10 protein-coding genes and 1 riboswitch are annotated in these 7566 nt (G+C 60.8%); of the genes, 5 read left to right on the top strand and 5 right to left on the bottom strand.

What is annotated here, in order from left to right; all coding sequences use genetic code 11:
- Positions 1–1472 (top strand): efflux transporter outer membrane subunit (locus JWR14_RS35965; protein ID WP_299719063.1); only part of this gene is annotated, 1472 nt, incomplete at its 5' end.
- A gap of 120 nt (positions 1473–1592) precedes the next feature.
- Positions 1593–1832, top strand: coding sequence for a hypothetical protein (locus JWR14_RS35970; protein WP_299719065.1), 240 nt, complete (start codon positions 1593–1595; stop codon positions 1830–1832).
- A gap of 28 nt (positions 1833–1860) precedes the next feature.
- Here JWR14_RS35970 and ppk2 read toward each other — a convergent pair whose 3' ends face one another.
- The gene (gene ppk2 / locus JWR14_RS35975; RefSeq protein WP_299719067.1) at positions 1861–2757 is read right to left on the bottom strand and encodes a polyphosphate kinase 2; all 897 of its coding nucleotides are present in this window, start codon (positions 2755–2757) and stop codon (positions 1861–1863) included.
- Between the two features lie 297 nt (positions 2758–3054).
- Here ppk2 and JWR14_RS35980 point away from each other — a divergent pair, with 297 nt between their 5' ends.
- A complete protein-coding gene (locus JWR14_RS35980) occupies positions 3055–3417 on the top strand; it encodes a hypothetical protein (RefSeq protein ID WP_299719069.1) in 363 nt (120 codons plus the stop codon).
- A 31-nt stretch (positions 3418–3448) separates the two neighbouring features.
- Here JWR14_RS35980 and JWR14_RS35985 read toward each other — a convergent pair whose 3' ends face one another.
- On the bottom strand, positions 3449–4009 hold the full coding sequence (locus JWR14_RS35985; RefSeq protein WP_299719071.1) for a histidine phosphatase family protein: 561 nt from the start codon (positions 4007–4009) through the stop codon (positions 3449–3451).
- 42 nt (positions 4010–4051) lie between these two features.
- Positions 4052–4199, top strand: a riboswitch (cobalamin riboswitch).
- Between the two features lie 30 nt (positions 4200–4229).
- Between JWR14_RS35985 and JWR14_RS35990 the strand changes: the two genes are divergently transcribed.
- Both JWR14_RS35990 and JWR14_RS35995 read left to right on the top strand, forming a co-directional pair.
- Positions 4230–4463 (top strand): CbtB domain-containing protein, encoded by a 234-nt coding sequence (locus tag JWR14_RS35990; RefSeq protein ID WP_299719073.1) that lies wholly within the window; start codon positions 4230–4232, stop codon positions 4461–4463.
- Between the two features lie 8 nt (positions 4464–4471).
- Positions 4472–5239 (top strand): CbtA family protein, encoded by a 768-nt coding sequence (locus JWR14_RS35995; RefSeq protein ID WP_299719075.1) that lies wholly within the window; start codon positions 4472–4474, stop codon positions 5237–5239.
- Between the two features lie 72 nt (positions 5240–5311).
- Here the strand turns inward: JWR14_RS35995 and JWR14_RS36000 are convergent, their stop codons facing one another.
- From JWR14_RS36000 to cobO, 3 genes are read right to left on the bottom strand one after another with little or no spacing between them, the layout of a single operon-like run.
- Positions 5312–5563: a DUF1289 domain-containing protein gene (locus tag JWR14_RS36000; RefSeq protein ID WP_299719077.1), complete on the bottom strand. Its 252-nt coding sequence runs from the start codon at positions 5561–5563 to the stop codon at positions 5312–5314.
- Positions 5560–6858 (bottom strand): cobyrinate a,c-diamide synthase, encoded by a 1299-nt coding sequence (locus JWR14_RS36005; RefSeq protein ID WP_299719079.1) that lies wholly within the window; start codon positions 6856–6858, stop codon positions 5560–5562. The genes JWR14_RS36000 and JWR14_RS36005 overlap by 4 nt, the downstream gene beginning before the upstream one ends.
- A 1-nt stretch (position 6859) precedes the next feature.
- Complete coding sequence (gene cobO, locus JWR14_RS36010) at positions 6860–7462, bottom strand: cob(I)yrinic acid a,c-diamide adenosyltransferase (RefSeq protein WP_299719081.1); 603 nt, start codon at positions 7460–7462, stop codon at positions 6860–6862.
- Between the last annotated feature and the right edge of the window lie 104 nt (positions 7463–7566).

Here is a 7566-nt window from a genome sequence, read left to right on the forward strand (position 1 = left end):
TCGTCGCGGGCTGCTCGCTCGCACCGACCTACACGAAGCCCGATGTAAGCGCGCCGGCAGCCTTCAAGGAAACACCGCAGGAAACGGCGTTGGCGCCCTCTGAACAGGGCACGTGGAAGACGGCGCAACCGTCGGAGCAGGTGCTGCGGGGCGAATGGTGGACGGTCTTCAACGACCCCACGCTCAACGACCTGGAACATCAGGCGCTTGAGGCGAACCAGAACTTGAAGGCGGCGGCAGCGCGCGTGAAGGAATCACGCGCGATCAACCAGACCGCGAGAGCAGGCTTGTTCCCGACGCTGGACGCAGGTTTTGGTCCGACCCGTGAGAAGCTTTCGCCGGCGTCGCAGTTCCTTCCCGCCAACGGGAACGTACCGGCACAGACTTTGTGGCGTGCGCAGGCTAGTGCGTCGTACGAAGTGGATCTGTTCGGCCGCGTGTCGGACTCGGTGAAGGCCGCGAACGCCGACACCGAGCAAAGCGAAGCGCTGTTCCGGTCCGTGCAACTCGCGTTGCAGGCGGACGTGGCGCAAAACTACTTCAACCTGCGTGAGCTCGATTCGGAAAGCGATGTCTTCACGCGTACCGTCACGCTGCGCGAGCAGGCTTTAAAGCTGGTGCAAAACCGCTTTAACGAAGGCGAGATCAGCGAGCTGGACGTGGCGCAGGCCAGGTCAGAACTTGCCACGGCCAAGTCCGACTCCATGACGGTGCAGCGCTTGCGCGCTGCGTCCGAGCACAGCCTCGCGGTGCTGCTCGGTAAGTCGGCGTCGCAGTTCTCGATGGCGGCCAACCCGCTAACGCCTGTCGATATCAAGGTTCCGCCGGGCCTGCCTTCATCGTTACTCGAACGCCGTCCGGATATCTCGGCGGCCGAGCGTGCGATGGCGGCGGCGAATTCGCGGATTGGCGTGGCGAAGGCGGCGTTTTTCCCGTCGCTCAACATAACGGGTTCGGGCGGATTCGAATCGGCGACGCTGGGCGATCTCTTCAACTGGTCGAGCCGTACGTTCCTGCTTGGACCGTTCGCGGGCACGGCGCTCAATTTGCCGATCTTCGATGGCGGGCGACGCAAGGGCAATCTTGCGAACGCACGCGCGATCTATGAAGAGGACGTCGCGAACTATCGGCAGCAGGTGCTGGTGGCGTTCCAGGAAGTGGAGGACAACCTCTCCGACCTGCGCATCCTTCAGGACCAGACACGCACGCAAGCCGAAGCGGTGAGCGCGTCGAACCGGGCGGCCCAGCTCTCCCGTTCGCAGTACACCGAAGGTGCGGTCAATTACCTCGACGTGATCGATGCCGAGCGTACCGTGCTGCAGTCGCAGCGTGCAGCGGTGCAACTGGCGGGCGTGCAGGCGACGTCGACAGTGAACCTGATCCGCGCACTCGGCGGTGGCTGGGGAGACATGCCGGCTGCGCCTGCGGCACCGGTTGCGTCCGCTTCAGATGCCAGCGTCGCGTCGCGCTAAGCATTAATCGCAGCACTGTCAGCGCGATTGTTCAAAACGCGCGACAAGTGTCTTCGATTACAGAGGGTTTATCCGGGGGCTCCCGGTCCGTAGAATAAAACTATGGATACGGGAGCCGTCATGAGAGCCTTAATCGAACGACAACTCTACCGACCCGCCGTCGTACTACCGCTGTTGGTCTTGATGCGCCTGATGGTGACGCTCGATTTCAACCTGATGCAAGTGACGTTCGTCGTGGTCATGAAGAGTTCGCAATACATGTTTCAAGCGGTCTTCAGGCATCGCCACGATCAAGTGGATCGTAGCGATGTCAAGCCGCCGCAGGTCCATGCCATGCATGACAAGACCTGCCACTGCTAATACCTGCCGCTGTTCAAACCTCTGCCGCTCAATATATTTCCGGCACGACAATGCTTTCGGGCACCGGCTGCCGCAGGTAATCGTCGTTAAAGACGCGGTCAGGCAATTCGATCGTGGGGTGGTCGATCTCGTGATACGGCACCTGGCTCAGCAGATGGTGAATGCAGTTGAGCCGAGCGCGTTTCTTGTCCACGGCCTGCACGACCCACCACGGCGCTTCGGGAATATGCGAGCGCGCCAGCATCACTTCCTTTGCGTGCGTATAGGCTTCCCAGCGACGACGGCTTTCCAGGTCCATCGGACTCAGTTTCCACTGTTTCAACGGATCTTGAATGCGCGCCTGAAAGCGGACTTCCTGTTCGTCGTCCGTGATCGAGAACCAGTACTTCAGGATCTGCACGCCGCTGCGCGCCAGCATCTTTTCGAATTCCGGCACTGAGCGAAAGAACTCTTCGTACTCAGCATCGGTACAGAAATTCATCACGCGTTCCACGCCTGCCCGGTTGTACCAACTGCGGTCGAACAGCACGATCTCGCCGCCCGCCGGCAAGTGCGAAACGTAGCGCTGAAAATACCATTGAGTGCGTTCGCGATTGTTCGGTGCAGGCAAGGCGGCGACCCGGCAAACCCGTGGATTCAGCCGCTGCGTGATGCGCTTGATTGCGCCGCCCTTGCCGGCGGCGTCGCGTCCTTCAAAGATCACCACGAGGCGGTGGCCGCTGGCGACAACCCAGTCCTGCAGCTTGACGAGTTCACCTTGCAGGCGGAACAGTTCGCGAAAGTAGGTTTTACGCTGCTCGCGTGCTTCGGCGGAAAGCGCGCCGTCGCCGTCGAGGATGCGGTCGTCGACTTCCATCTCGAGTTCTTCGTCGTAGCTGTCGATCAGGTCTTCTTCGAAGCGGCGCTGTTTATCCTGCGAAATCATGGGAAGCTCCGTTTGGTTGCGCGTATTGACCGCGTTGACACGTCCCTGCAGGCAATACAAAACCGGCAATCCTGCAAATTATCGATTATCCGGCGCGATAATTTCAGGAATGTTACGACAGGGCCGTCAAAAGCGAAGGCGACGGTTAGACAAATGATCCACCCGCAAGCGAGCGGCATGTGCGAAAGGCCGTCGGCGGGTCGTCCGTGCGATGCAGGAAAAGCCTTGCGTATTCAAGCTGGAATAGTCCTTGCTAACTATCTCATGATGATCCGAGAATTATTCAGGGCTTGATTGATGACTAGTAGAAACGATTTTGAACTGAGGGAAGTGAGAGAGGCGAGAGACGCAAGCGACGTGGATTGGCGCCTCCAGTCCGACGTAGCGACCATTGCGAAACAGGCGTGGTCAGATGCGATTCCCGTAGCCACGTCAACGGCGCCTTCCCGCGCTACGCCACCGGCGACGTACTTTATTTCGGTGCTCGAGTTGGCGACCGGCGAGAAGCTCGGCAATGGCGAACGGCTTCGCGCCATCGCGATACTTGAAGCGTATTTCGCAGCGGGCCGCCCCCGCACACTGAAAGAAGCGATCAGGATCTGCGCGGGCGCGATCGATTCTTCGACGCTCCAGCGAATGGCGCGCGGCGCGAAAGCCTGAGCGCACGCAAGCGTAGGCAACGGTGCTTTTATCACACGAAAGATTTGCATCGAAGACGCCATGCGTCGCCTGAGCGGGTCAGTGTGATTGCCGAAAGCGGCTCCAGGTCCATGCAATAGATTGCCGTAAGCGGTGCGTCCAGGACTGTCGCCAGCACGGTCTTCACCACGATTGCATGCGTCACGACCAGCGTGACTCCGGCCTCCAGATTGCTCTCCAGCGCCCCACGCACCCTTGTTTGAAGGGCTTCCAGACTCTCACCCCCATGCGCCATGCTTCCCGGTTCGGAAAGCCATGCGCCCAGTCCAGCCGCGTCTTCATCGTGGATCTCACGGATAGGACGACCTTGCCACCGGCCGTAATCAAGGTCGCGCCATGACGTGTCAACATTCGCTGCAATGTGGAACGCTTGAGCCGTTTGAATAGCAGCGTATGCCGGGCTTGTGATGACTCGGTCCGGACGAAATGCCGAAGCAAGTCCCGGGAGACGGGGTAATTCGGGCTCGTCAATAGCGTCGCCGATACTCGGAAACGAGCCAGTTTTCATCGCGTGCGTAGTTGCGTGACACAGCAAGATAAGTTCAGTTTTCATGTCTCTCGATTAACGGATTGCTTTACATTCCACCAACTCATTTTAGAATGGCAAGCTTGCAGCGCGAGGAAGCCGGTGAAACCCCGGCACGGTCGCGCCACTGTGAGCGGATGTCGAATAGGGCGGATAGCACGTCAGCCTTCTTTCAGCATCTGCAAGTCAGACCCCCGCTGCAGCCTTTCTTTTGTCTTACGGGACGCGTATTCCCTTGGAGTCGTTCATGAACCATCCTGCCGCATCCGCCAGTTTCCCCGGCATCAATCCCGCATTTGATGCACCCGTACCCATTCCGGTGCGTGAAGTGATGCCCTGGGCCATATTTATCGGCCTGCTTGCGCTGCTCGCGATCTATTTTGTCGGTGCCGAACAGGGCGCGACCTCGATCTTCCAGGGCATGTACATCCACGAGTTCGTCCACGACGGTCGCCATCTGCTCGGCTTTCCCTGCCACTGAGACAGACCATGATCCGAAACCTTTTGATACGCGGCATGATCGCGGGTCTAGTCGCGGGCCTGCTTGGGTTTTGCGTTGCCAAGACCTTTGGTGAGCCTGCGGTTGATCGAGCGATTGCGTTCGAGTCGCAGCAGGAGAAGCTGCACGAGCAAGCGGAAGCAGCGGCCGGGCATCAGCACGATCCTGCCGACGACGTCGAGCTTGTCAGTCGCGGCACGCAAGCGGGGCTGGGTTTGCTGACCGGTGTCTGCGTGTTCGGGGCAGCATTGGGCGGCCTGTTCTCGCTCGTGTTCGCCTTTTCGTATGCGCGAATTGGCGCTTTGCGCGCGCGCGGCACGTCGGCGTTGCTCGGTTTGTTCGGCTTCGTGACCGTAGCGATTGTGCCGTTCCTCAAGTACCCGCCCAATCCGCCTTCCGTGGGCAATCCTGACACGATCGGCGCACGGACCGCCCTGTTTTTCGGCATGGTCGCGATCTCGCTGATCGTGGCGGTGTTTGCTGTGCGGCTGCAGCGTCGTCTACAAGCGCGCCATGGTAACTGGAACGCAGTGCTGATCTCGATTGCCGTGTATGTCGTGCTGATGGCGCTGGCGTATCTCGCGTTGCCGCCGATCGATGAAGTGCCGAGGCTGTTCTCAGCGACGCTGCTGTGGAAGTTCCGCGTGGCTGCAATCGGTATCCAGGCGGTGATCTGGGCCACGCTCGGTTTGCTCTTCGGCGTGCTCGCGCAACGTGAATTGGAGAAGGTGCCGGCACGGCGGATCGCTTCGGCTTGAGTGCTTCGTTTGTGGGTTGGTGCGGCGTTAATTTGAATCCGATGAGGGGCGGCTTGCGGGCCGCCCCTTTTTTCATCGCGCTGCCTTGCGCGCAAGGAGGGTATCGAACAGCCCGAGCTTGTCGGTATCGGCCATGGTCTTCCATGCCTTGATTTCTTCACGGCTTCTGAAGCAGCCTTCGCAATGCCCCGTGGTTTTGTCGAGCCGGCATACGTCCGTGCACGGCGAGCCCACGGGTTGAAGCAGTTTGGCGCGCTCGATAGTGAATGTGAGTTCGAGCGGTACTTTTATTTCCGTAGGCATGTCCATTGGCGTAATTGTCATGGCGTTTCGCCGCGAAAGAGGGCGGCTGCCGCCGCCGGATTCGTCGGCCAGTAAGTGTGCATGTAGGTCGCGGTGATCGGGCCGTGACGGTAAATCGCTTCGCCTTCCACGCCCGTGGTGGCGTGCGTCGCCGTGAGCACCGGCGGCATGGAAGTGGTCATCGACGAATAGTGGAACGTGTGGCCGGTGTGCGTGCCGTGGCGGCTTTCAACACGCTGCATGGCGAGCCGGGCCAGGCGTTTCTGCATCGTCGCGTGTCCGGGCAGAAGGCCAAGCATCGCATGCTGCGAACCCTCTATATCCGTCAGTGAATCGAGCAGATACAGCATGCCGCCGCATTCCGCGACCACCGCTTTATCCGCTTCAACATGCGCGCGAATCGAGGTTGCACTCACGGCGTTCGCTGCGAGCCGGGCGGCGTGCAATTCCGGATAGCCACCCGGCAGATAAAGCGCATCGGCATGCGCGGGAACGGGTTCGGCGGCAAGGGGTGAGAAAAACGCGAGCGTTGCGCCCATCGCTGTCAGCAGATCGAGATTCGCCGGGTAGATGAACGAAAACGCGGCATCGCGGGCAATGGCGATTTGCATGCCTTCGAGCAACCGCGGAGGCTGCTCGAGGGCTTCGTGATCAAACGCGACCGCGGGCGGCAACTCGCGCAATGTCGTCTCGCCGATGGCATCCGCTGCGCGATCCAGCCGCGCATCGATATCCGCCACCTCCGCTGCTTGCGTGAGACCGAGGTGCCGTCCGGGTAGCGCAATGTCGTCGGTGCTCGACAGATGCCCGCAATATCGAATGCCTTCAGGAATCGCTTCGCTCAGCATTTGCGCATGCCTCGCTGACGCCACGCGGTTGGCGAGCACGCCATGGAAGGGCAGATCCGCGCGGTAGCGCGCGAGTCCGAAGGCCATTGCGCCGAAGGTCTGCGCCATGCCATGCGCCCCGATCACGGCCAGCACCGGCACGCCGAACGTGGTGGCGAGATCGGCGCTGCTGGGCGTGCCGTCGAAGAGGCCCATCACGCCTTCGATCAGGATCAAATCGGCGTCCTGCGCCGCTTTCGCGAGCAGCGCGCGGCAGCCGCTTTCACCGACCATCCACAAGTGCAGCGAATACACCGGCGCACCGGACGCGCGTTCCAGGATCATCGGATCGAGGAAGTCGGGGCCGGTCTTGAAGACCCGCACTCGCAGGCCTTGCCGCGCGTGATAGCGCGCGAGTCCGGCGGTGACGGTGGTCTTGCCCTGGTTCGACGCGGGTGCGCTGATGAATAAAGCGGGGCAGGCGCGCACGTCAGAACTCGACGCCGCGTTGCGCCTTGACGCCTTGCTCGCGATACGGATGCTTGATCGCGCGCATCTCCGTCACGAGATCGGCTGCTTCGATCAGTGCCTCGGGCGCATGGCGGCCGGTCACGACCACATGCAGCATTTCGGGCCTCGCGGTGAGCACCGCGAGCACTTCGTCGAGCGGCAGGTACTCGTATTTGAGCACCGTGCACAGTTCATCGAGCACGACCATTTGATACTCGCCGCTTTCGATCATCGTGCGCGCGGTGTCCCAGCCCTTGCGAGCCGTGGCGATATCGGCATCGCGATTCTGCGTGTCCCACGTGTAGCCGTCGCCCATGGTGATGAAATCGCAGTGCGCGATTGCGCCCAGGAAGTCGCGTTCGGACGTATGTAGCGCGCCCTTGATGAACTGCACCACGCCAAGCCGCATGCCATGCCCGAGCACACGTACGGCCATGCCGAACGCGGCGGTGGTCTTACCCTTGCCCGTGCCCGTATTGACGATCAGGAGACCCTTCTCTAGCGCTGCGGCGGCCTGTTTTTTCTCGTGGCCTTCCTTGCGCCGCTGGGTCATGCGCAGATGCGATTCTTCGTCCGTTTTCATGATGTTCTCTCGTTGTCAGTCTGTTGATCCAGGTCGTCTTCGGCTATAGCGACGGTCACGCCATCGGCCACTGTTTTCGGCACGATGATGCGCCCGTTGCGCGA

Source organism: Caballeronia sp., from assembly GCF_028292365.1.
GTDB lineage: Bacteria > Pseudomonadota > Gammaproteobacteria > Burkholderiales > Burkholderiaceae > Caballeronia.